Annotated in this window: 28 protein-coding genes; 22 read left to right on the top strand and 6 right to left on the bottom strand. The window is 64.5% G+C overall.

The features are described from left to right. Window positions 1–69: 69 nt before the first annotated feature. From ispH to leuB, 18 genes are all read left to right on the top strand, one after another. A complete protein-coding gene (ispH, locus tag S101446_RS06935; RefSeq protein ID WP_085949323.1) occupies window positions 70–1,059 on the top strand; it encodes a 4-hydroxy-3-methylbut-2-enyl diphosphate reductase in 990 nt (329 codons plus the stop codon). A 13-nt stretch (window positions 1,060–1,072) separates the two neighbouring features. Continuing rightward, complete coding sequence (locus S101446_RS06930; RefSeq protein ID WP_010506485.1) at window positions 1,073–2,041, top strand: homoserine kinase; 969 nt, start codon at window positions 1,073–1,075, stop codon at window positions 2,039–2,041. Next, window positions 2,041–2,541 (top strand): ribonuclease HI, encoded by a 501-nt coding sequence (rnhA, locus tag S101446_RS06925; RefSeq protein ID WP_019090372.1) that lies wholly within the window; start codon window positions 2,041–2,043, stop codon window positions 2,539–2,541. The genes S101446_RS06930 and rnhA overlap by 1 nt, the downstream gene beginning before the upstream one ends. Further along, window positions 2,538–3,263 (top strand): ABC transporter ATP-binding protein, encoded by a 726-nt coding sequence (locus S101446_RS06920; protein ID WP_087607980.1) that lies wholly within the window; start codon window positions 2,538–2,540, stop codon window positions 3,261–3,263. The genes rnhA and S101446_RS06920 overlap by 4 nt, the downstream gene beginning before the upstream one ends. Continuing rightward, window positions 3,260–4,039 carry an ABC transporter permease gene (locus S101446_RS06915; protein ID WP_019090370.1) on the top strand — a complete coding sequence of 260 codons (780 nt, stop codon included), beginning with the start codon at window positions 3,260–3,262 and terminating at the stop codon, window positions 4,037–4,039. The genes S101446_RS06920 and S101446_RS06915 overlap by 4 nt, the downstream gene beginning before the upstream one ends. 60 nt (window positions 4,040–4,099) lie before the next feature. After that, window positions 4,100–5,005 carry a nucleoside hydrolase gene (locus S101446_RS06910; RefSeq protein ID WP_087607979.1) on the top strand — a complete coding sequence of 302 codons (906 nt, stop codon included), beginning with the start codon at window positions 4,100–4,102 and terminating at the stop codon, window positions 5,003–5,005. Window positions 5,006–5,184: 179 nt separating this feature from the next. Next, window positions 5,185–6,147: a phosphate ABC transporter permease subunit PstC gene (pstC, locus tag S101446_RS06905; RefSeq protein ID WP_010506476.1), complete on the top strand. Its 963-nt coding sequence runs from the start codon at window positions 5,185–5,187 to the stop codon at window positions 6,145–6,147. Then, on the top strand, window positions 6,148–7,056 hold the full coding sequence (gene pstA / locus S101446_RS06900; protein ID WP_087607978.1) for a phosphate ABC transporter permease PstA: 909 nt from the start codon (window positions 6,148–6,150) through the stop codon (window positions 7,054–7,056). Further along, on the top strand, window positions 7,053–7,838 hold the full coding sequence (pstB, locus tag S101446_RS06895; RefSeq protein WP_019084455.1) for a phosphate ABC transporter ATP-binding protein PstB: 786 nt from the start codon (window positions 7,053–7,055) through the stop codon (window positions 7,836–7,838). Before pstA ends, pstB begins: the two co-directional genes overlap by 4 nt. 143 nt (window positions 7,839–7,981) lie before the next feature. Continuing rightward, complete coding sequence (locus tag S101446_RS06890; RefSeq protein ID WP_010506471.1) at window positions 7,982–8,491, top strand: Spy/CpxP family protein refolding chaperone; 510 nt, start codon at window positions 7,982–7,984, stop codon at window positions 8,489–8,491. A 188-nt stretch (window positions 8,492–8,679) separates the two neighbouring features. Continuing rightward, a complete protein-coding gene (gene ffh / locus S101446_RS06885) occupies window positions 8,680–10,074 on the top strand; it encodes a signal recognition particle protein (RefSeq protein ID WP_010506469.1) in 1,395 nt (464 codons plus the stop codon). 57 nt (window positions 10,075–10,131) lie between these two features. Then, window positions 10,132–10,476, top strand: a complete 345-nt coding sequence (rpsP, locus tag S101446_RS06880) for a 30S ribosomal protein S16 (RefSeq protein WP_010506467.1) — start codon at window positions 10,132–10,134, stop codon at window positions 10,474–10,476. 45 nt (window positions 10,477–10,521) lie between these two features. Beyond that, complete coding sequence (rimM, locus tag S101446_RS06875) at window positions 10,522–11,076, top strand: ribosome maturation factor RimM (protein WP_019084453.1); 555 nt, start codon at window positions 10,522–10,524, stop codon at window positions 11,074–11,076. Further along, a complete protein-coding gene (gene trmD, locus S101446_RS06870; protein ID WP_010506458.1) occupies window positions 11,073–11,819 on the top strand; it encodes a tRNA (guanosine(37)-N1)-methyltransferase TrmD in 747 nt (248 codons plus the stop codon). Before rimM ends, trmD begins: the two co-directional genes overlap by 4 nt. Window positions 11,820–11,850: 31 nt before the next feature. Next, window positions 11,851–12,246, top strand: a complete 396-nt coding sequence (gene rplS, locus S101446_RS06865) for a 50S ribosomal protein L19 (protein ID WP_010506456.1) — start codon at window positions 11,851–11,853, stop codon at window positions 12,244–12,246. Window positions 12,247–12,385: 139 nt separating this feature from the next. Then, window positions 12,386–13,789, top strand: a complete 1,404-nt coding sequence (gene leuC, locus S101446_RS06860) for a 3-isopropylmalate dehydratase large subunit (protein WP_087607977.1) — start codon at window positions 12,386–12,388, stop codon at window positions 13,787–13,789. A gap of 2 nt (window positions 13,790–13,791) precedes the next feature. Continuing rightward, the gene (gene leuD / locus S101446_RS06855; RefSeq protein WP_019084451.1) at window positions 13,792–14,415 is read left to right on the top strand and encodes a 3-isopropylmalate dehydratase small subunit; all 624 of its coding nucleotides are present in this window, start codon (window positions 13,792–13,794) and stop codon (window positions 14,413–14,415) included. 59 nt (window positions 14,416–14,474) lie between these two features. After that, complete coding sequence (gene leuB / locus S101446_RS06850; protein ID WP_019084450.1) at window positions 14,475–15,593, top strand: 3-isopropylmalate dehydrogenase; 1,119 nt, start codon at window positions 14,475–14,477, stop codon at window positions 15,591–15,593. 192 nt (window positions 15,594–15,785) lie between these two features. On the opposite strand, the gene S101446_RS06845 is transcribed toward leuB, so the two are convergent. The 5 genes from S101446_RS06845 to def all read right to left on the bottom strand — a co-directional run bounded on the left by S101446_RS06845 (window position 15,786) and on the right by def (window position 19,045). Further along, a protein-coding gene (locus S101446_RS06845; RefSeq protein WP_087607976.1) for an IS5 family transposase occupies window positions 15,786–16,537 on the bottom strand; the annotation gives its coding sequence in 2 pieces (ribosomal slippage) (window positions 15,786–16,207 and window positions 16,207–16,537; 753 coding nt in all). A gap of 63 nt (window positions 16,538–16,600) precedes the next feature. Next, on the bottom strand, window positions 16,601–17,338 hold the full coding sequence (locus tag S101446_RS06840; protein WP_087607975.1) for a response regulator: 738 nt from the start codon (window positions 17,336–17,338) through the stop codon (window positions 16,601–16,603). Further along, on the bottom strand, window positions 17,335–17,880 hold the full coding sequence (locus S101446_RS06835; RefSeq protein ID WP_231289787.1) for a MarR family winged helix-turn-helix transcriptional regulator: 546 nt from the start codon (window positions 17,878–17,880) through the stop codon (window positions 17,335–17,337). Before S101446_RS06835 ends, S101446_RS06840 begins: the two co-directional genes overlap by 4 nt. 14 nt (window positions 17,881–17,894) lie before the next feature. Continuing rightward, complete coding sequence (locus tag S101446_RS06830; RefSeq protein WP_010506448.1) at window positions 17,895–18,518, bottom strand: COQ9 family protein; 624 nt, start codon at window positions 18,516–18,518, stop codon at window positions 17,895–17,897. After that, complete coding sequence (gene def / locus S101446_RS06825; protein WP_010506447.1) at window positions 18,515–19,045, bottom strand: peptide deformylase; 531 nt, start codon at window positions 19,043–19,045, stop codon at window positions 18,515–18,517. Before def ends, S101446_RS06830 begins: the two co-directional genes overlap by 4 nt. A gap of 239 nt (window positions 19,046–19,284) precedes the next feature. Between def and rpsU the strand changes: the two genes are divergently transcribed. Further along, the gene (gene rpsU / locus S101446_RS06820; RefSeq protein ID WP_010506446.1) at window positions 19,285–19,488 is read left to right on the top strand and encodes a 30S ribosomal protein S21; all 204 of its coding nucleotides are present in this window, start codon (window positions 19,285–19,287) and stop codon (window positions 19,486–19,488) included. A 91-nt stretch (window positions 19,489–19,579) separates the two neighbouring features. After that, window positions 19,580–20,977 (top strand): sensor histidine kinase, encoded by a 1,398-nt coding sequence (locus S101446_RS06815; RefSeq protein WP_087607974.1) that lies wholly within the window; start codon window positions 19,580–19,582, stop codon window positions 20,975–20,977. A 21-nt stretch (window positions 20,978–20,998) separates the two neighbouring features. On the opposite strand, the gene S101446_RS06810 is transcribed toward S101446_RS06815, so the two are convergent. Beyond that, on the bottom strand, window positions 20,999–21,568 hold the full coding sequence (locus S101446_RS06810; protein WP_019085601.1) for an outer membrane protein assembly factor BamE: 570 nt from the start codon (window positions 21,566–21,568) through the stop codon (window positions 20,999–21,001). Between the two features lie 189 nt (window positions 21,569–21,757). Here S101446_RS06810 and S101446_RS06805 point away from each other — a divergent pair, with 189 nt between their 5' ends. Together S101446_RS06805 and rpmF are read left to right on the top strand one after the other, a co-directional pair. Continuing rightward, window positions 21,758–22,288, top strand: a complete 531-nt coding sequence (locus S101446_RS06805) for a YceD family protein (protein WP_087607973.1) — start codon at window positions 21,758–21,760, stop codon at window positions 22,286–22,288. 173 nt (window positions 22,289–22,461) lie between these two features. Then, window positions 22,462–22,665, top strand: a complete 204-nt coding sequence (gene rpmF, locus S101446_RS06800) for a 50S ribosomal protein L32 (protein ID WP_010506434.1) — start codon at window positions 22,462–22,464, stop codon at window positions 22,663–22,665. Window positions 22,666–22,730 lie beyond the last annotated feature (65 nt).

The following is a 22,730-nucleotide window of genomic DNA, read 5'->3' as shown; positions in this document are numbered from 1 at the left end:
ACTGTAGCAGATCGCGGCCCGTATCCTATACCGCCCGCCGGATGTTTGGGGAACACCATGCCCGACCAGATGATTCATACGCCCGATAATACCGCCCCCACCGAGGCCCCGCCCCGTGTCCTGAAAGTACTGCTGGCAGGGCCGCGCGGTTTCTGCGCCGGCGTCGATCGCGCCATCCGCGTGGTGGAAGAAGCCATCCGCCGCTATGGCGCGCCGGTCTATGTCCGGCACGAGATCGTCCATAACCGCACCGTGGTCGAGGCGCTGGAAGCCCAGGGCGCGATCTTTGTCGAGGAACTCGATGAGGTTCCCGCCGACGGGCAGGTGGTCTTTTCCGCCCACGGCGTGCCCAAGACCGTCCCGGCCGAGGCCATGCGCCGCAACCTGCTGTATCTGGATGCGACGTGCCCGCTGGTGTCCAAGGTCCACCGTGAGGCCGAGCGTCACTTTGCCGATGGTGGCCCCGAAAGCCGCCATATCCTGATGATCGGCCATGCGGGCCACCCCGAAGTGGTCGGCACGATGGGCCAGCTGCCCGCGGGCGCGGTCACCCTGATCAACGACGCCGAGGAAGCGCGCACGGTCCAGCCGGCCGATCCCTCGCGCCTGGCCTTCATTACCCAGACCACGCTGTCGGTCGATGACACGGCGGAAATCGTGGATATCCTGCGCGACCGCTTCCCCCTGATCGAAGGGCCACGGCGCGAGGACATCTGCTACGCCACCACCAACCGGCAGGAAGCGGTCAAGGCGATCGCACCGGGCTGCGACCTGGTGATCGTGATCGGTTCGCCCAATTCGTCCAACTCGCAGCGCCTGCGTGAGGTGGCCGAGCGTTCGGGCGCGCCGCGCGCGCTGCTGGTGCCGCGCCTGAACGCGCTGGACTGGTCGGCGCTGGATGGCGTCGCGACGCTGGGCATCACGGCGGGGGCATCCGCGCCGGAATCGCTGGTTCAGGAAATGGTGGCGGCCCTTGCCAAGCGTTTCACGCTTGAGATCGAGGAAATTACCGTCAAGGAAGAAAACGTGGCCTTCCGCCTGCCGGCGCCACTGGGCTGAACCGTATTCCCACATGGCAGTCTATACCGAAGTGCCGGAAGATGCGCTGGCTGCGTTTCTGGAAGGCTATGACATCGGCAGGCCCGTCGCCTGCCACGGCATTGCGGAAGGTGTGGAAAACAGCAACTTCCTGCTGAAGACCACACAGGCCACCTTCATCCTGACGCTATATGAGCGTCGGGTGAACCCCGATGAACTGCCATGGTTCCTGGGGCTTATGCAGTACCTGGCGCAGCATGGCCTGTCGTGCCCGCTGCCGGTGGCCGACCGGCAGGGGCGCACGCTGCGCACGCTGTCCGGCCGTCCCGCCGCCATCACCACCTTCCTGCCCGGCGGCTGGTCGCGGCAGGTGGATGTGGACATGTGCGCGCAGGTGGGCGGGGCGCTGGCGCGGCTGCACCTGCTGGGCGAGGGGTACGTGGCCGAACGCCCCAATTCCATGGGGCCGCAGGCATGGACCGACCTGCTGCGGGCATGCCGGGCGCGTGGGGACGAAGTCCGGCCCGGACTGATACGCGCGATCGCGGATACGCTGGCGCGCGTGCTGCCCGCATGGCCCGGCACGGGTGGCAACCCGTCCCTGCCGCGTGGGCAGATCCATGCCGACCTGTTTCCCGACAATGTCTTTTTCCGTGACGGGAAACTGTCGGGCATCATTGATTTCTATTTCGCCTGCACCGACTGGTACGCCTACGACCTGGCCATTACCGTCAATGCATGGTGTTTTGACGACATGGGCCGTTTCGTGCCCACCCGTGCGCGCGCCATGGTGGAAGCCTACCGCCATGTCCGCCCGCTGGAGGATGCGGAGGACGCGGCCCTGGCCACCCTTGCCACGGGTGCTGCCATCCGTTTCACGCTGACCCGCCTGTATGACTGGATCAATACGCCCCCGGATGCGCTGGTGACGCGCAAGGACCCGCTGGACTATCTGGCGCGCATGGAATTCTTCGCGTCCCGCATGGATGAAGGTTTCCTGTGATGGACGAGGACATGGCCCCCGTGGAAAACGTGGCACCTGCCACCGACATGGTGGAAATCTGGACCGATGGCGGGTGCAAGCCCAATCCCGGCCCCGGTGGCTGGGGCGCATTGCTGTGCTGTCGCGGGCAGGAGCGTGAACTGTCGGGTGGCGAGGCGGAAACCACAAACAACCGCATGGAACTGACTGCCGCGGCCGAGGCGCTGGAGGCCCTGAAACGTCCCTGCCGTGTCGTGCTGCACACCGACAGCGAATATGTGCGCAATGGCATCACGCGGTGGAGCACGGGCTGGGTGCGGCGCAAATGGCGCAATGCATCCGGTGACCCGGTGGCGAACATGGATCTGTGGCGGCGGCTGCTGGATGTCAGCGCAAAGCACGAGATCGAGTGGAAATGGGTCCGTGGCCATTCCGGCGACGTGAATAACGAACGTGTGGACCAGATGGCCACCTCGGCGCGTGACGCGCTGGGCATTCCCTATCCCAAGCGTGGAAAATGATGCGCGCGCCCCCTGCCATCCATCTGGAAGGGGTGGGGCTGGATTTCGGGGCCGCGCCGCTTTTCCGTAATCTGGACCTGTGTATCGGGGCCGGGACCATGACCGTGCTGCTGGGTGCCAGCGGTGTTGGCAAGACATCGCTGCTGCGCATGCTGGGTGGGCTGGTCGCCCCTGATTACGGGCGTGTCGTGGCCGGGGACGGGCTGCCCCTTGCCGGACGGGTCGCATGGATGGGGCAGCAGGACCTGCTGCTGCCATGGGCGACTGCCATGGACAATGTAATGCTGGGCGCGCGCCTGCGTGGCGATCGGCTGGACCGCGACAGGGCAGGGCGCCTGCTGGATTGTGTCGGGCTGTCATCGCACGCGGCGGCCCTTCCGGCCACGCTGTCGGGGGGCATGCGGCAGCGTGTGGCGCTGGCGCGGGTATTGTATGAAGACCGCCCGGTCGTGCTGATGGATGAACCTTTTTCCGCACTGGACAGTGTGACACGGGCACGCATGCAGGATCTGGCCGGCCGGATGCTGGCGGGCCGGACCGTGGTGCTGATTACCCATGACCCGCTGGAAGCCTGCCGTCTGGCGGATCACATGCTGCTCATGGCCGGGCATCCCGCACGGCTGGACGGCATTGCCGTCCCGGCGGGGGACGTGCCGCGCGCGGTGGATGACGCGGGCGTGCTTGCGGCGCAGTCCGTGCTGCTGCGGCGGATGATGCAATGACCGGCAAGGCCACGGCACGGGGCATGCGCCTGCTGCGCCCGCTTGTCACGCTGGCCGGTCTGGTGGCCGTGTGGGGCGCGCTTGCGCGCTGGGGGCATGTGCCGCCCTATATGCTGCCCGGCCCCGATGCGGTGGCGCGTGCGCTGTGGACGCAGCGCGCGCAACTGGCCCCCGCCGCCCTGACCACCCTGGAGGAGACGGTTCTGGGCCTTGTGCTGGGAATCGGGGCGGGGGGCGCGCTGGCCATCGGCATGGCGGTCTGCGCGCCGCTGCGGCGGTGGGTCATGCCCATGGTGCTGCTCAGCCAGGCGGTGCCGGTTTTCGCGCTGGCGCCGCTGCTGGTGCTGTGGTTCGGATTCGGCATGGCGTCCAAGGTGGTCATGGCGGTACTGGTCATTTTCTTTCCCGTCACGTCGGCGCTTGGCGATGGCCTGCGCCAGACCGAGCCGGGGTGGATGGACCTTGCCCGCACCATGGGGGCCACGCGGTGGCGGGTGCTGGTGCATGTGCGCCTGCCCGCGGCCCTGCCGTCCTTTGCGTCGGGCGTGCGCATGGCCACCGCCATTGCCCCGATCGGGGCCGTCGTGGGGGAATGGGTCGGGGCGTCGTCCGGCCTCGGGTTCCTGATGCAGACGGCCAATACCCGATTCCAGACGGATCTCATGTTTGCCGCACTTGCGGTGCTGGCGGTCATGACCGTGCTGCTGTGGTGGGGCGTGGACCGGTTGCTGGCGCGTGCGCTGTACTGGCTGCCCCGGCATGCTGATGTTGACTGAACTGTTGTAACACGTCACCACCACCGCTAATCGCGCAACCCAATGCAGGATGGATGCCCAATGACACGCCCCATCATTCTTGACCTGACACCCGGCGCGCAGGGAATGGCGACCCTGCTGGCGGCGCTGCAGGTGCCTGACCACGTGCGCCCGGTGCTGGTGCTGTTCAGCGGCAGGGCCGCCGAAGTCGAAGTGGCGCTGACCCATGCGCGTGACCTGCTGCACCGGTACGGGCTGGATGATGTCGCCGTGTGCGCGGGCTGTCCCGGCCCGATGGTGCAGGCCGGGAACGTGGGGCATGACCTGCCCGCGGGGCAGGATGGGCTGGGCGCGCTGCATCTGGTGCGGGCGGTGCGGGCCTGTCCGGCGGACAGCGTGAGTGTATGCTGTTCCGGCCCGCTGACCACGCTGGCCCTGGCCCTGGTGCAGGCGCCCGACATGGCTTCGCACCTGCATGGGGTGATTGTGAATGGCGGCGCGTTTTTCGTGCATGGCGATGCCACCAGCGTGGCCGAACGCAATATCGCGGCCGACCCGGAAGCCGCGGCTGTGGTGCTGGCGGCGGGCGTGCCGGTGACCCTTGTGCCGCTGGACTGCGCCGCGCGCCTGACGGCGGATGCGGTGTGGATGGAACAGCTTGAGCCGATGGGCCGCGTCCCGGCTTCCGTCGCGGGCAGGGTGCATGCCGAACTGGTGGCCGCGCGTAACGGCGGCGCGCGTGGCAGCGGGGTGGATATTTCGCTGCGCGCGGTGGCCCCGCTGCTGGCGCTGCTTGGCCCCGGTCTTTTCAGCGGCCATCTGGCGCATGTCGATGTGGAATGCCGTGGCGAATTTACCCGTGGCATGACCGTCGCGCGCCGCATGGGGCCGCCGGGCGTGCAGCCCAACGCACTGGTGCTGGAACGCATGTCGGTCGAGGCCGTGCGTGGCGTGCTGCGTGACCTGCTGCTGGGCGTGCGTGAATAACCGGTCCGGGTCATCGGAATTGCACAAAAATACAACGATCTGGTGCAAACTTGGGCCATGGGCGATCATGACGGTTGCAGAACCGCCGTTCCGTCCAGTATTGGTCCCCGCATTCCGGTGCGTCCGCGGGCGCGAATGTTGAGAACAGTGAAGCGTGTGGCGGCGCGGAGGTCTTCTGTATGGATCGGTCTGCAACATCCCCTTCGGCCCTGACGGGGGTGGCAAGGGGCAACGGTGATGCCGTATTCGCCACCATCGTGCGTTGCGCCGCCGTCCTGATCCTGCTGGGGCTTGGGGGCATGGTGGCCGTCATGGCGTGGGGCGCGCGGGGCGCGTTCGCGACCTTCGGCCCGGCCTTCATCGTGGACAAGGCCTGGAATCCCGTAACGCAGCATTTTGGCGCCGCCGCCCCCGTGTTCGGCACGCTGGTCACGGCCCTGCTGGCCATTGTGCTGGCGGTGCCGCTGGCCTTTGGCATCGCGGTCTGGCTGACCGAAATCGCGTCGGCGCGCATTGCCGGTGTCATCGGCACGCTCATCCAGCTTCTGGCGGCGGTGCCGTCCATCATCTTCGGCATGTGGGGCTTCGCGGTGCTGGTGCCGTTCATGGCGCATTATGTGGAACCGTTCGCCAGCCATACGCTGGGACGCGTGCCCGGCATCGGCCCGCTGTTCCGTGGCGCGCCCTATGGCACCGGCTTCCTGACGGGGGGCATGATCCTGGCGGTCATGATCACGCCGTTCATCTCCGCCGTGATGCGTGACGTGTTCCTGTCCATGCCCGCCGTGCTGAAGGAAAGCGCCTACGGGCTGGGCATGACGCGGTGGGAGGTGGTGCGCCGCATCATCCTGCCATGGTCACGCACGTCCGTGGTCGGCGGGATCATGCTGGGGCTGGGCCGCGCGCTGGGGGAGACGATGGCGATCACGTTCGTCATCGGTAATGCCAACCATATCGGCTGGTCGCTGTTTTCCCCCGGCAACACCATCGCATCGCTGATCGCGCTGGAATTTCCCGAAAGCGCGATGGGCAGCCTGAAATTTTCGTCCCTCATGGCCGCGGGCTTCCTGCTCATGCTGATTTCACTTGGAACACTGGTCTGCTCGCGGCTGCTGCTGCGCACCAGGGCGGCGGGCCGATAAATGGCGGGCCGGGATAACGTGACGCAGGCCACCACCGCGCCCTGCGCATCCGCGCGGTGGCAGGGCAACGGCCTGTCCGACATGCGCAGGCGCATGGTCGACCGGGTGGCGACGGGGCTGTGCTGGGCTGCCACGGTCCTTGTGCTGCTCATGCTGTTTTCCATCCTGTTCGTGCTGGTGCGCAACGGGGTGGGGGGGCTGCGCTGGATCACCTTCATGCACGTGACCCTGCCGCCGGGGCAGGGGGGCGGCCTTGCCAACGCCATTGTCGGCAGCCTGATCCAGACTGGTCTGGCCGTGCTGATCGGGGCGCCGGTGGGGCTGCTGGTCGGGATCTACCTTGCGGAATTCACGGCCACCGACAACCGGTTCATCAACATGGTCCGGTTCATATCCGATCTTTTGCTGTCCGCGCCGTCCATTCTGGTGGGGCTGTTCATCTACATGATCGTGGTGGTGCCGACAGGGCATTTTTCCGGTCTGGCGGGGGCGCTGGCGCTGTCCATGCTGGTGGTGCCGGTCGTGGTGCGCACCACGGAAGACATGCTGCGCCTCGTGCCGCTGTCCATGCGTGAGGCGGCAATCGCGCTGGGCGCGCCACGGTGGCGGGTCATCCTGTTTGTCTGCCTGCGTGCCGCGCGCGACGGGGTGGCGACGGGCATCCTGCTGGCGCTGGCCCGCGTATCGGGTGAGACGGCGCCCCTGCTGTTCACCTCGCTTGGCAACATGAACTGGTCGGTATCCCCCGCGGCCCCCATGGCCAGCCTGCCGGTGACCATCTACCAGTATGCCGGCGCTGCGTACGAGGACTGGACCGCGCTGGCATGGACCGGGGCGCTGCTGATTACGGCGGGTATCCTCATGATCAACATAACCGTGCGGCTGGGGCTGGGACGTAACAGGAAATGAATATGACAGTGGCGGAAAAACAGCCGGTGCCAGCCGCGATTTCGGTGCGTAACCTTGATTTCTATTACGGTGCTAACCACGCGCTGAAGAATATCTCGATCGATTTCCCGCAGGGACAGGTGACGGGCATGATCGGCCCGTCCGGGTGTGGCAAGTCCACGCTGCTGCGCGTGCTCAACCGCATGTATGACCTCTATCCCGGGCAGCGCGCGACGGGGGAAGTCATTTTCGATGGCTGCAACATCCTTGGCCCGAAGGTGAACCTGAACGTGCTGCGCGCGCGGGTGGGCATGGTGTTCCAGAAGCCCACGCCGTTCCCCATGTCGATCTATGACAACATCGCCTTTGGCGTGCGGCTGCATGAACGCCTTGACCGCGCGGCCATGGATGCCCGGGTGGAGGATGTGCTCAGGCGCGTCGCCCTGTGGCCGGAAGTGCGCGACAGGCTGCACGATTCGGCGTCCGCGCTGTCGGGCGGGCAGCAGCAGCGCCTGTGCATCGCGCGCACCATCGCCACCCGGCCCGAAGTGGTGCTGCTTGATGAACCGACCAGCGCGCTTGATCCCGTGTCCACCGCCCGGATCGAGGAACTGCTGGATGAACTGAAAACCGATTTCACCATCGCCATCGTGACCCACAACCTGCAGCAGGCCGCGCGCTGTGCCGATCAGGTGGCTTTTTTCTATATGGGGGAGGTGGTGGAAGTGGACAGCGCCGACCGCATGTTCACCGCGCCGCGCGAAAAACGCACGCAGGACTACATCACGGGCCGTTTCGGTTAGGCCTGCATACCTTACATTTTGTAGCAAGGTTTGCACACACTGAACACATGGGGTGTTGTAGCGTTACGTTTACAGGCCTTGCATGACCGGCCTGAGCCATGCAGGGTAGCAAATACGTTATAACAGGAGTAGACTTGGTTCCCATGATGAAGAAAATGATTCTGGCCGCCACGATCGTTGGCGGTATGGCTGCAGGTTTCTCCGGTCAGGCCGTTGCGGCGCATCATGCGCCTCCCCCGCCGCCGGGCGGTTGCGGTGGCCCGGGTGGCCCCGGCGGGTTCGGCATGCCGTTCCTTGGCAATGTGCAGCTGACCTCCGCGCAGCACAAGAAACTGAAGGCCATCCTGCAGGACAGCCATCCCGATTTCCGTGCCGACATGGATAAGGAGCACAAGCTCCACCAGCAGATCCAGGACCTGCTGGCCACGCCGGGCAAGGTTGATGAATCCCAGATCGTTGGCCTGCAGCAGCAGATTGCCCAGATCCACCAGCTGCATGAGGCGGCCCGCCTGCAGACCGCGATCCGCATCCATGACATCCTGACCACGGACCAGCTGAACCAGATCCGTGAGACGCAGGACAAGGTCGCCAGCCTGCATGAGCAGCTGCGCGCGCTGACGGCGCCCCCGGCACCGGAAGATGCCAAGAAGTAAGATCTCCCGCCCGCCCATGGCGGGCTGAGGGTCAAGGCGGCTGCCCGGCATGGTCGGGCAGCCGTTTTTTTATGCGCGGCCCCGTAATGCTTGACATGGCGGGGGGCAGGGGATAAATCCGGCCAACAATCAGGCACGTCACTTCGCGAGGGTTCGCGCAGTGGCGCGTCCTCTTTTGGGGAAATACTTTGTTCGAGACCCTGTCAGGCAAGCTTTCCGGTGTGTTCGATGGCCTCGCCAAACGCGGGGCCTTGTCGGAAGCGGATGTTACGGAAGCCATGCGCGAAGTGCGTCTGGCCATGCTGGACGCCGACGTGGCGCTGCCTGTCGTCAAGGATTTCGTCAACAAGGTCCGTGAACGCGCCGTGGGGCACGAGGTGCTGGACAGCATCTCCCCCGGTCAGGCCGTCGCCAAGATCGTCAATGACGCGCTGATCGACGCGCTGGGCGGCGCGGGCGCGGTTCCGCTGAACCTGAACGCCGCCCCGCCGGTGCCGATCCTGATGGTCGGCCTGCAGGGTTCGGGCAAGACCACGACATCGGGCAAGATCGCGCGCCGTCTGGCGCAGCGTGAACGCAAGAAGGTGCTGCTGGCCAGCCTTGATACCCAGCGCCCGGCGGCCCAGCTGCAGCTGGCGCAGCTGGCTGAACGCGCGGGCGTGGCGTCGCTGCCGATCATCGCGGGGCAGACCCCGGTCCAGATCGCGCAGCGCGCGATGGATACCGGCAGGCGGGAAGGGTATGACATCGTCATCCTCGATACGGCCGGCCGCCTGTCGATTGACGAGGCGCTGATGGAGGAGGTCCGGGCGATCCGGGCCGAAACCAGCCCTGCCGAAACCCTGCTGGTGGTCGATGCCATGACCGGGCAGGACGCGGTCAACACCGCCAAGGCCTTTAACGAGGCGGTGGGTGTGACCGGCGTTGTCATGACCCGCATGGATGGTGATGCCCGCGGTGGCGCCGCCCTGTCCATGCGCGCCATTACCGGCGCGCCGATCAAGCTGACCGGTTCGGGCGAGAAGCTGGACGCGCTGGAGGAATTCCACCCCGAGCGTGTCGCGGGCCGTATCCTTGGTCTGGGCGATATTGCCGGACTGGTGGAAAAGGCCGCCGATACCCTGGATCATGAGGAAAGCGAGAAGCTTGCCCTCAAGATGATGCAGGGCAAGTTCGATCTTGATGACTACGCGGCCCAGATCCGCCAGATCAACAAGATGGGTTCCATTTCCGGTATCCTCGGCATGCTGCCCGGCATGGGCAAGCTGAAGGATGCGCTGGGGGACAAGGAGCTTGATACCTCCGTCCTCAAGCGCCATCAGGCCATCATTTCATCCATGACCCGCAAGGAGCGGCGCACGCCCTCCATCATCAAGGCGTCACGCAAGAAGCGCATTGCCGCCGGGTCAGGCACGACCGTGCAGGAGATCAACCGTCTGCTCAAGCAGTACGACGCGATGGCCTCCATGATGAAGCGGTTCAGCAAACTGGGGGTAAAGGGCCTGATGCGTCAGGGCCTGTCCGCCCTCATGCCCAATGGGGGACGCCCCCCCGGTGGCGGCGGGCGTCCGCCTTTCGGCTGATCCCATAACGTCGTTTCCGTTTTTCTTTTGTCTTTTTTCTGTCTGGAGAAGTCTTAAATGAGCCTCAAGATCCGTCTCGCCCGCGCCGGTGCGAAGAAGCGTCCCTACTACCACATCGTCGTGGCTGACAGCCGTTCCCCGCGTGATGGCCGCTTTATCGAGCGCGTTGGTTCCTACAACCCGATGCTGCCGTCCGACCACGCCGACCGCGTGCGTCTAGTTGCCGAGCGCATCACCCACTGGCTATCCAACGGCGCGCTGCCGACCGACCGCGTGGCCCGCTTCCTGGGTAACGCAGGCCTGGCGCCGAAGCCGACCTGGAACGAGCAGCCGAAGAAGTCCGCGCCCAAGAAGCGTGCGCAGGAACGTGCCGCCGCCGCTGCTGAAGCAGCCGCAGCGTAAGACTGCTGGCGCGATAGACAGGCAGGAAAGGCAGGCAGTCATCCCATGAACCGCGATCATGTCCTGATGGGTGTGGTGGGTCGTCCGCATGGCGTGCGGGGGCTTGTGCATGTGCACAGCTATACCGCCGTGGCGGAAGACCTGGCCACCTATGCCGGGCTGGTCGATGACCTGGGGCGCCCGTGGCGGCTGTCATGGCATGGCAATGGCGTGGCCCGGTTGCATGATGCGGCGGGCAACGCCATCGACAGCCGCGAAGCCGCCCAGCAGATGGTCAACCGCAAGCTGTACGTGCCGCGCGCCAGCCTGCCCGAACCCGATGAGGACGAATTCTATTTCGCCGATCTGGTCGGGCTGGAAGCGCGCGAACACGGCACGGACCGCGTGGTTGGCCGTGTGGCCGCGGTCCATGACTATGGCGCGGGCACCAGCCTTGAAATTGACGGTGCGGATGGAAGAAACATCCTGCTGCCATTCACCGAAGCCTGCGTGCCGGTGGTGAATGTCGGCGCGGGATGGGTCGCCATCTGCCAGCCTGATGAGATCGAGGTTCCCGTCGAATGCTTTCCCGGCACGGCGGGGCAGGGGGACGGGCCATGACGTGGCAGGCAACGGCGCTGACGCTGTTTCCCGACATGTTTCCCGGCATGCTGGGTCATTCGCTGGCCGGGCGGGCGCTGGAACGGGGCATCTGGTCCGTGGATGCGCGCGACATGCGTGAATACGGGCTGGGGCGGCACCGGGTCGTGGATGATACGCCGTTTGGCGGCGGGGCCGGCATGGTCATGCGCCCCGATGTCGTGGCGAGCGCCATAGCCGATATTGACCTGGCGGGACGTCCGCTGGTCTATCCCACGCCACGTGGACGGCGTCTGATGCAGGCGGATATCCGCCGGTATGCGGCGGGTCCGGGTGTCGTGGTGCTGTGTGGGCGGTACGAAGGGGTGGATGAGCGCGTGCTCGAAGCCTCGGGTGCTGAACAGGTCTCGATAGGGGATTATGTCCTGTCGGGCGGGGAAGTGGCGGCGACCGTGCTGCTGGATGCCTGCGTGCGGCTGCTGCCGGGCGTGATGGGATCGGGCGAAAGTGCGGTCGAGGAAAGCTTTTCCGACGGTCTGCTTGAATATCCGCTTTATACCAAGCCGGCACAATGGGACGGGCGCGACGTGCCCGAAGTCCTGCTGTCCGGTCATCATGCCGCGATCGCGAAATGGCGACGCGCGGCATCCGAGACGGTGACGCAGGCGCGTCGGCCGGACCTGTGGGCTGCCTACCGGGCGGGCACGGGTCAAGACATTTCCCGGACCGCAGGCCCCCGTGCCGATGCGGACCGGCTGAACTGAACATGTAATCCTATCGAACGAGGACCGGATCATGAACATCATCCAGAAGTACGAGGCGGAAGAGATCGCCCGCCTGACCGCCAAGCGCGCCGTGCCGGAATTCGCCCCGGGCGACACCGTGCGCGTCGGCGTGGAAGTGGTCGAAGGCACCCGCAAGCGCGTGCAGAACTACGAAGGCGTTGTGATCGCCCGCTCCAACAAGGGCCTGAACAGCAACTTCACCGTGCGCAAGATTTCCAACGGTGAAGGCGTGGAGCGTGTGTTCCCGCTGTATTCCCCCACCATTGCGGACATCACGGTTGTCCGTCGCGGTGTGGTCCGTCGCGCGAAGCTGTATTACCTGCGTGGCCGTCGCGGCAAGTCCGCCCGTATTGCCGAGCGCAAGCGTGAAGTCGCGGCACCCGCCGCCACCACTGCCGCCGAGTAATATGCCGACCCTTCGCCCGTTTCCCACCGTCATGGTGGAAACGGGCGAACCGTTTTCATGCAAGATTTTGTGGCTGCCTGTCGCGTGCGTATCCTGCGCGTGATGGCGGCCTGTTTCCGTCCGGGAGAGGAATATCAAGATGGCCCCGCGCACATTGTTCGACAAGATATGGGACAGCCATGTGGTCGAAACCCTCCCGGACAGTACGGCCATCCTCTACATCGACCGGCACCTTGTGCATGAGGTCACAAGCCCGCAGGCGTTCGAGGGGCTGCGCCTGAGCGGCCGCCGCCTGCGCCATCCCGATGCGACGATCGCGGTGGTGGACCATAACGTGCCCACATCAGACCGCACCCTGCCGATCGAAGAAGCTGACAGCCGCAACCAGATCGAGACGCTGGAACGCAACGTCCGGGAATTCGGCGTGCCGTATTTCCCGCTGCTGTCCGCGCGCCAGGGCATCGTGCATGTGGTCGGGCCGGAGCAGGGGATTTCCCTGCCGGGCATGACCATCGTGTGTGGTGACAGCCATACGTCCACCCACGGCGCGCTGGGCGCGCTGGCATTCGGTATCGGCACATCCGAGGTCGAGCACGTGATGGCGACCCAGACCATCCTGCAGAAACCCGCGAAGAACATGAAGGTCGTGGTCGAGGGGCAGGTTGGCCCCGGCGTTACGGCCAAGGACATCATGCTGGCGATCATCGGCCATATCGGCACGGCGGGCGGCACGGGCCATGTGATCGAATTCGCGGGGTCCGCCATCCGTGAACTCGACATGGCGGGTCGCATGACGGTGTGCAACATGTCGATCGAGGCCGGTGCCCGCGCCGGGCTGGTGGCCCCGGACGAGACCACGTTCGAATACGTGCGCGGCCGTCCCTTTGCGCCCAAGGGCAAGGCGTTTGACGAAGCCGTCGCCTACTGGAAAACGCTGGCGTCCGACGAAGGCGCGCATTACGACCGCGTGGTGGAACTGCGCGCGGAAGACATCACGCCCGTGCTGACATGGGGCACCAGCCCCGAAACCGTCATTCCCGTAACCGGCAACGTGCCGGACCCCGCTGCCGAAGCAGACCCGTCGCGGCGCAGGCAGATGCAGCGCATGCTGGACTACATGGGGCTGGAAGCCGGGCAGAAGATTGCGGGCACGCCGGTTGATGTCGTGTTCATAGGCTCCTGCACCAACAGCCGGATCGAGGACCTGCGCGCCGCAGCCAGCGTTGCGGCGGGCCGCAGGGTCGCCCCCGGCGTGCGGGCGATGATCGTGCCCGGTTCGGGTATCGTGAAGGCGCAGGCAGAGGAGGAAGGGCTGGACAAGGTCTTCCTGGAAGCCGGGTTCGAATGGCGTGAGGCCGGGTGTTCCATGTGCCTTGGCATGAACCCCGACCGGCTGACGCCGGGGCAGCGCTGTGCCTCCACTTCCAATCGTAACTTCGAGGGCAGGCAGGGCCCCGGCGGTCGCACGCACCTGCTGTCCCCCGCCATGGCCGCCGCCGCCGCCGTGACCGGAACCCTGACTGATGTGCGGGAGCTGATCTGACAATGGATAAATTCACCGTCCTCACGGCCATCGCCGCCCCCCTGCCGGAAGAAAACATCGATACCGACAAGATCATCCCGGCGCGGTTCCTCAAGACCACCAAGCGTTCCGGCCTTGGCGTGCATGCGTTCGACGGGATGCGCTACCGGCCCGATGGATCGGAAAACCCCGATTTCGTGCTGAATCAGGAGCCGTATCGCAAGGCCGAGATCCTGATCACCTATGACAACCTTGGCTGCGGGTCGTCGCGTGAACATGCGCCGTGGGCGTTGCTGGATTTCGGCATCCGCTGCGTGATCGCGCCGTCATTCGCCGATATTTTCAACAACAACTGCTTCAAGAACGGCATCCTGCCCATCGTGCTGCCGCGTGAAGTCTGCACGCAGCTGATGGATGACGCCCGTCAGGGGGCGAATTCCCGCCTCACGGTTGATCTGGCGCGGCAGGTCATCATCCGCCCCGATGGCAGGGAAGTGCCGTTTGACGTTGATCCGCTGCGCAAGCAGCTGCTGCTGGAAGGCCTGGATGACATTGGCCAGACGCTGCAGCATGAAAAGGCGATCACGACCTTTGAGGAACGTCGCGCGCAGGCGCAGCCGTGGATTCCGCGCATCGTCCTTGACTGAGGGCGCGCACCGCGCACCAGCCAATCATTCATAAACAGATTATCCGGATGGGAGACGTCATGTCCGCACCCAAGAAGCTTCTGATCCTGCCTGGCGATGGCATTGGCCCCGAAATCATGCGGGAGGCCCGGCGCATCATGGACTGGATGGCGCAGGCGCGTGGCATCCGTTTCGATATCAGCGAGGATCTGGTGGGTGGCGCGTCGCTGGCGGTGCATGGCCAGCCGATCACGCAGCAGGTGATTGACGCGGCGCGGGCGGCGGATGCGGTGCTGTTCGGTTCGGTGGGGGACCCGAAATGGGCATCGGCCGGATTTGACCGCCGGCCTGAAATCGCGATCCTGAAACTGCGTCAGGAACTGGGGCTGTTCGCCAACCTGCGTCCGGCCAAGGTGTTCGATTCGCTGGTCGATGCCAGCACGCTCAAGCCCGATGTCATCCGTGGCCTGGACATCATGATCGTGCGCGAGACGGTGGGCGGCATCTATTTCGGCACGCCACGCGGGATCGAGACCCTGCCCGACGGGTCACGTCGTGGCATCAACACCGAAGTCTATACCACGGCGGAAATCGAGCGCGTGGCCCGCGTCGCCTTCGACCTGGCCCGCAAGCGTGACAACCGCGTGTGCTCGGTCGAGAAATGCAACGTGATGGAAAGCGGCCTGCTGTGGAAAGAGGTCGTGACCGCACTGCATGACCGGGAATACAAGGACGTGGAACTGAGCCACATGCTGGCCGATAACTGCGCCATGCAGATGGTACGCAACCCGCGGCAGTTTGATGTGATCGTGACGGGCAACCTGTTTGGTGACCTGCTGTCCGACCTTGCCTCCATGCTGACCGGCAGCCTGGGCATGCTGCCTTCGGCCACGCTGGGCGCAAAGGGCGAGGATGGCCGCACGCCCGCGCTGTATGAACCGATCCATGGCAGCGCGCCGGATATCGCGGGTCAGGGCAAGGCCAATCCGCTGGCGCAGATCCTCTCTTTCGCCATGCTGCTGCGTTATTCCTTCGATATGCAGGAAGACGCAGCGATGATTGAAAAGGCGGTTTCCAACGTACTGGACAGGGGCCTGCGCACGCCGGACATCATGAGTGCGGGCAGGACGGAAGTGAATACGGCAGGAATGGGGGAGGCCGTGGTGGCCGAACTGGACCGGCTGAACAAGGCGGCCTGATTATTGCGTTGATATGAAACGGGTCGGCATGATCTTCATGTCGGCCCGTTTTTGATTCTGGCGCTGTTAATGTCCCTCAAAACAGACAGAAGTTTTTGGTAAGGCTTTTTTCAAAAAGCCTCAGAAGACGCCGCCTGTTTGAAAAAAGGCGGCGCCCAAAAACTTCTATTTTTTATCAGGGTCTGTTGGGAATTAACGCGAATTGATGATTGCGGCGGTGAGATAAATCATCGCTGCGAATGATCTGTCGGTCTTGTCGCTTCGCATGGCGATGCGCTTGAACTCCTTGAGCTTGCAGAAGAAGTTCTCGATGAGATGGCGCGCCCTGAACAGGGCTCCATCGAAAGGTCGCCTGTCGAGGCGGTTCCGACGCTGGGGAATGACCACGCGGGCCCCTTGCGCGCGTATGGTGTCCACGATCCAGTGGACATCGAACGCCTTGTCGGCAAGAAGTCCCTCAAAATCAGCCGGTTCAAGGAGAGGCGCCACCCCGACCGTATCGTAATGCTGGCCGGGGATAAGCGTAAAGCGGACCAGATTGCCCAGGGCGTCCGTCATGGCGATGATCTTGGTGGACCATCCCGTCACACTGCGTCCTATCGTCTGACTTCGGGTCCCCCTTTTGCGCCCTGACCATGACGGTGAACCCGGACCACCGTGCCGTCGATCATCGCATATTCCATGTCGGCATCGTCAGAGACCGCTTCAAAAAGCCGTTTGAAAACACCGGCTTTCATCCAGTCGCTGTAACGGGAATAGACTGAGTTCCAATGCCCGAAATATGTCGGAAGGTCCCGCCATGGGCTGCCGGTCCGGGCAATCCATAAGACCGCCTCGATAAAAAGACGGTTGTCCTGCCCGCTGCGCCCGCGATCTGTTTTCTTGCCAAGGCACAGCGGTTCCATTTTCGCCCATTGGGTGTCTGTCAGTACGAAGCGATCCATACGGATTTTGAATCACCTTTGGTGACTTTGAAAAAGCACAATTCCCAACAGACCCCAGTCGTTTTACAGGCCTGGCTTCAGCACGTAGCCCTTGCCCCGCACCGTCTGCAGGAAGCGTGGCTCACGCGGGTCGGGCTCGATCCGGCGGCGCAGGCGCGTGACCTGCACATCCACCGCGCGTTCCCCGATTTCTTCCATGTCCAGCGTGGTCGCGATGTCGGTGCGCGACAGGATTTCGTTGGGGTGGCGGGCAAGCACCGACAGCAGGGCCGACTCGCCCCCCGTCAGGTGCACGATTCCATGCGCGTTGGACAGCAGGCCACGCACGGGGTCGAATTCCAGTTCCCCCAGCCGCACGATCCGCAGGTTGCTGCTTGGCGCGGGTGGGACAAAGCGACGCAGGTGCGCCTTGAGCCGCAGCAGCAGTTCGCGCGGTTCGAACGGCTTGGCCAGATAATCATCGGCCCCGGCTTCCAGCCCGATGATCCGGTCTTCCGGCTCGCCCCGCGCGGTCAGCAGCAGGATGGGAAAATCCAGTTTTTCCCGCCGCAGTTCGCGCGTCAGTTCCAGCCCGTTTTCCCCCGGCATGGTAATGTCCAGCACCAGCGCGTCCGGCTGCATGAAACCCAGCACTTGGCGCGCTTCCTGCGCGGACGACGCCGCGCTGACGCGAAACCCCTGTTCGCTCAGGTAACGTTGCAGCAGGCGACGCAGGCGGGGATCATCATCCACGACCACCACGTGTGCATCCACGATCATGCTGTCGCGGGGCAGGGAGGAGTCGCAGGCCGTCTGGATCATGGGGAACTCCGGTCGGGAAGGTGATGGGCACCGGTGGATACGCCGGGGGCATCCGATTCGTCTATCAGCCCGTGCATGACGCGGCGAAAACCCTCGACGGCCTTGCCGCCCGCGTTGCGGTACACACGGAGCAGGACCTCACGTTGCAGGGAAAACAGATGGTTTTCAATCTCGCTTCCACGCGCGGTCAGGTACAGTTCCCGCCGCCGTCTGTCCTGTTGCGCCGTTTCCTGCCGCACCAGGTCCATGGACAGCAGTTCCCCCAGCGCACGGCTCATGCTCTGCTTGGTAATGCCCAGCGTATTCAGCAGGGCGCCCACGGCCATGCCGGGCTGCAGGGCCACGGCCTGCATGATGCGGTAATGCGCGTGGCCCAGCCCGTGCGCGTGCAGGGCGTCATCTATGATGGCCGTAAAGGACCGGCAGGCCAGCATCAGGAGGTCCTGCGCCTGCCGCATGTCCTCATCACGCAGGAAAAGCAGTTCCACCCCCGCGCCAGCGGGCGCATGACGGGTCGATGGCGGTCGGGCAGGGGCTGTCACGTCCGCGGAACCGTTCAGGCGATACGGCCGGTCAGGCGGTTGCGCAGGCGGGTGATGCGCCCGACTTCAGACAGGCGGCGGTCGAGGAATTCTTCCACCGAGGCCGGGTTGCCGCCCCGCGTCAGCCAGAACAGCAGGGTGGAGACATACACACCGCTCAGGGTGATGCGCTTGGTCACATAGGTGAAACCGGCGGACGTATCCCCCGCCGCCTGCCATATCGCGTTCACGCTACGCCCCAGCGTGCGGGCCAGGGCGCGGGCATGGGTCGGCACCAGCAGCACCGCCAGCGCCTGCCGTATGGCGGCGCGGTGCGGGGCGGCATGGTGCAGCCGGAACAGCACGGCCGCGCGGACACGGCGGCTGATCTTGCGGCTGCGGAAGCTGTTGGTGTCGGCCAGCATGTCACGGTCCATGAGGTCGAAACACGATTCGGCCACCTGCGCCATGCCATCGGGGAACAGCAGGTCCGCGTCCGCGCCCGCGCATTGCCGTAGCAGGGCGGTCGTCCATGGCTGGCTGCCCGCGCGCGGGTCGGCCAGGAAACGGCGCAGCAGCGCGTCACCCTGCGGTGAATTCTGGAGCGCGGGCGGTTCCAGCGCGGATGTCGCGGCGGCAACCAGGGCGGAAGGATTCATGGGCGCTCTCCGTAACGTGCCATTTCGGTATCAAATCCCATCCGGCCAAGGTCGGTCATGCGCATGGGATAGAGGATTCCGTTCAGGTGATCGTATTCATGCTGGAATACATTGGCCAAAAAGCCTGTTGCAATGCCGTGGGTTTCCTGCCCTTGCGCATTCATGCCGCGCCAGGCGATGCGACGGTAACGCGGCACCCAGCCCCGCAGGCCGGGAATGGACAGGCAGCCCTCCATCCGGTCCACCATGTCATCATCAACCGGTTCCAGCACGGGGTTTATCAGGGCGGCGGGCAGGCGCGGGGGATCGTCGTCGCCCGTGCTGCGGGTGTCGGGCACGCGGTATACGAACAGCCGCAGGCCCTGGTGCACCTGGGGCGCGGCCAGTCCCACCCCGCCTGCGTCCAGCATGGTTTCGATCATGTCGGCCACCAGCGTGCGGACTGCCGGGGCCTGCGGGTCGGCCACCGGCAATGCGGGCTGCAGCAGCACCGGATGGCCCATGCGGGCGATCTTGAGCAGCGTCATGGACACAAACACCCTTCCTGTTTCGGGGAACATGTATATGACAGCGTTGGCGCGCAATGCGGAGCACGAAAATCATTTGTCCCCGGATGCGGGAATGATTTGTGTTGCCGTGCGTGAGTGTGATATAGGTGCGGCCCGTTTGGGAATCGCACGAAGGGAATGGCCTCGGGCGGACGTTCCCCAAGTTTCAGTTTCATGGATCATCCATACCGGATGGCAGATCAGGAGTTGACGACCCAGTGCAGGTTCTCGTTCGTGACAACAATGTTGATCAGGCCCTCAAGGCCCTCAAGAAGAAAATGCAGCGCGAAGGCATCTTCCGTGAAATGAAGCTGCGTCGTCATTATGAAAAGCCGTCCGAGCGCAAGGCGCGCGAGGCTGCCGAAGCCGTGCGCCGCGCCCGCAAGATGGAGCGCAAGCGTCTGGAGCGTGAAGGCTTCTAAGCCGACCGTTATCGGAATATGGGTCTGACCCACAAAAAAGCCGGCCCCAGCAGGGAGCCGGTTTTTTTGTGTCCGCAGTCAAGGTGAAGCCATGGATATGGAGTCGCATTCCGGCACCGAACCGACGCCACCCCCCGTGCAGGGGTGGCGCAGGATGCGTGAACGGCTGGTCCGGCGCATCCTGCCCCGTTCCCTGCTGGGGCGCATGCTGCTGATCGGCTTCATTCCGCTGCTGGCCACGCAGGCCATCTCGCTGGAACTGTTTTACGGGAATTACCTGCAGATCGTCTCCCGCCGGCTGTCGGGCGACATGGCCACCACCATTGCCATGACGATCGACCTGCTGGAACGCTATCCATCGCCCGCCGACCGGCAGTGGATCCTGGACGATGCCGGACACCGCGCGGGCCTGACCATGACATTGCATGAAGGGGAAAGGCTGGACCGGCGCGGTTCCAACCATGTGCTTGGCCCCATTGATGATGATCTGGTGCGCGACCTGCGGGCGAATGTGCGCCTGCCCAGCTTCGTGGACTGGAAACAGGCGCGCCATCGCGTGGTGATCCGCGTGCAGACGCCCATCGGGGTGCTGCAGGTGGTCGCCCTGCGCAAGCGGCTGGACGTGGCGCCAGTATGGCTGTTCGTGGCATGGGCATCGGGCAGCGCGCTGGTGCTGTTCCTGATCGCGGCGCTGTTCATGCGCAATCAGGTCCGCGCCATACGCAGGCTGGCGCGGGCGGCGCAACTGTTCGGTCTGGGGCGCGACACCGTGCCCATCGTGCCCGAGGGCGCGCAGGAAATCCGCAAGGCAGCAGTCGCCTTCAATCGCATGCGTGACCGTATCAACCGTTTTGTGGAACAGCGCACGACCGTCCTGGCCGGTGTGTCGCATGACCTGCGCACGCCGTTGACCCGGCTGCGCCTGTCACTGGCCATGCTGCCGCGCACGGGCATGGTCGATGCTGCCGGACTGCAGCCCGATATTGCCGACATGATCGGTGATATCGTGGAAATGGAGCATATGATCGAAGGCTACCTGTCCTTTGCACGGGGCGAGGGGGCGGAAAAGCCCGTTGTCATCCGCGTGGAGGACCTGTTTGACGAAATCGTGGCGGCCCAGCGCCGCATGGGGGCGCAGGCCAGCATCGGTTCCATCACCCCGATGGGGTTGAGCGTGACCGGGCGCGGCAATGCCCTGCGCCGCGTCCTGAACAATGTGGTGGAAAATGCCCGCCGCCATGCCACGCGCATCGAACTGTCAGCCGAACGCGGGCGCAGGGAAGTCTTCCTGTATGTGGATGACAACGGGTGCGGCGTGGAGGAAACGCGGCGTGAAAGCGTGTTTCGCCCGTTTGAAAGCGGCAAGGAGGGCGGAACCGGGCTGGGCCTTGCGATCGCGCGTGACATCATTCACGCCCATGGCGGCCATATCGCGCTGGAGGCCGGTCCACTGGGTGGGGCGCGGGTCAGGATCGTGCTGCCGAACTGACAGGCTCGGCAGGCAGGAAGATCAGGGCAGGGAGTTGCCCGCCCCGCCGTGGCCGGGACCGCCGTTCATGCTGTTCATCGGGCCGGTGCTGCCGCCATACGTGCTGCTCATCTGGCTGAGCGGGTTGTAGCGGCCCACATTGCCCAGGATCTGCTGCATGATGTTGATCTTGGTGCCTGGCGTGGGTGTCTTTCCGGGCGCCATGGAGACGTAGCGCGCATCATCCTTGTGCAGGGTGCGCAGGTTGCGCAGGATGCCGTCCTGGTCAAACGTCAGCACCACCATGTCCTGCTTGCGCACGCGCGGGAAGCTGATGGGAACCATCACCTGCTTCATGGACATATACAGCCACGTATTATCATCGAACGTGGCGCGCCCCGTGGGGGAACCCAGCGCATCCATCACGTCCGAACGCGTGGTCTCGCCAATCTTCAGTTTCTTGTAGTCGTCCGCTTCCACCAGGGAGCCGCGCTGGATGGTGTTGGGCTTGAACACCGAACAGCCCGACAGCGCGATACCCGCCCCGATGACAGCGCACGAAAACAGGCGTAATGAACGCGAACGGGGCAGGGTGTCCTGTGGTGACCTCATGGTCCGGAAAATATCCTGAAATAAGGCATGGCGCGAAAATGCGGTTCGTCTTTCCGGTGCCTGATTGGGAAAATGAAGTCAATCACAGATCGCCCCGACGGTGGAAAAACACGACGGCCAGGGCCATATTTCCACCATGCGGGCATGAAGGCGCAGGCCCCGTGAACACACGCGCAGGAGTAGTACGACATGGATGCAGAATTTTCCCGCCCGCTTGCCGTGGGCCGCATCCCGGCCCGTGGCATGGAAACGGTGGTCGAGGCATCGGATGAGGAATGCCACAGGCTGGCCCGCCGGTTCGGGATTCCCGGCCTGCGTGACCTGTCCTGCCGCTACCGGCTGGCGCCGGGACAGGATGGGGAAGTGCTGGCCGAAGGCTGGCTGACCGCGCATGTGACACAGGAATGTGTCGTAAGCCTTGAACCATTCGAGGACGTGCTGGCGGAATCGTTCACCGTGCGCTGCATCCCGGCGGAACGTTTCCGCGAGGATGACGAGATCGATCCCTTTTCCATTGATGAAATTCCCTATGACCGCGACAGCATCGATCTTGGTGAACTGGCGGCGGAGGAACTTTCGCTGGCGCTGGACCCGTATCCGCACAAGCCCGGATGCGCGATTCCGGCCGAATTCGCGGGTAATGAAGAAGCCGAACCCGAAGAAACCGTGCGCAGGCAGCCTTTTTCCGCCCTGGCCGAGTTGAAAAAAAAGCAGAACTGACGCAAAGGAAGGGGCAGGTAACGGGGGGCGCGGATTACGCGCCTTGCGCATCATCTCTTGCGCAAGTGCAAATGATCTGTTAGAGCGCCCCCCTCAATTATTGATAACTGACCGGTGTATCGCCACGATGGTGTGCCTGCCGGTTGTGATCCAGATCGGAGGGGCCCAGGCCCATGGCTGTACCCAAGAGAAAAACCTCGCCGTCCCGTCGTGGCATGCGTCGCAGCCACGCTGCGCTGAGCGTGCCCGCACATGCGGAATGTTCCAACTGCGGTGAACTCAAGCGCCCGCATCACGTCTGCAGCCATTGCGGGCATTATGACGGCCGCGAAGTCGCTTCCGCCGGCAAGGCGCTGAAGACGGCGGTCCGCGCCTGATAACAGGACGCGACTGGCGTCATTACCCGGTCAGGGGCGCGGTCCGCGTGGGCCGCGCCTGTGGG

It is taken from the genome of Komagataeibacter europaeus (assembly GCF_002173515.1).
Classification (GTDB): Bacteria; Pseudomonadota; Alphaproteobacteria; order Acetobacterales; family Acetobacteraceae; genus Komagataeibacter; species Komagataeibacter europaeus.
Note: the sequence above shows the minus strand (reverse complement) of the source record. Positions and strands in the feature narration are given on the sequence as shown.